Annotated in this window: 1 pseudogene; it reads left to right on the top strand. The window is 56.0% G+C overall.

Features of this window, described 5'->3' with window-relative positions:
- Positions 1–266, top strand: a pseudogene (gene groEL, locus AC2FA3_RS15270) (chaperonin GroEL); the annotation flags it as partial.

Here is a 266-nt window from a genome sequence, read left to right as displayed (position 1 = left end):
GTCGGGCTACTTTGTGACAGACCCCGACAAGATGGAGTGCGTGATGGAGAACCCCTACATCTTGATATACGACAAGAAGATTTCCAACTTGAAGGACTTCCTGCCCATTCTGCAGCCCGCAGCCGAGAGTGGCCGTCCATTGCTCGTCATAGCTGAGGATGTAGACTCCGAGGCTCTGACCACATTGGTTGTCAACCGTCTGCGTGGCGGATTGAAGATTTGCGCCGTCAAGGCTCCCGGCTTCGGCGACCGTCGCAAGGCCATGT

The organism is Janibacter sp. CoH_79_TC_3, from assembly GCF_058197955.1.
Note: the sequence above shows the minus strand (reverse complement) of the source record. Positions and strands in the feature narration are given on the sequence as shown.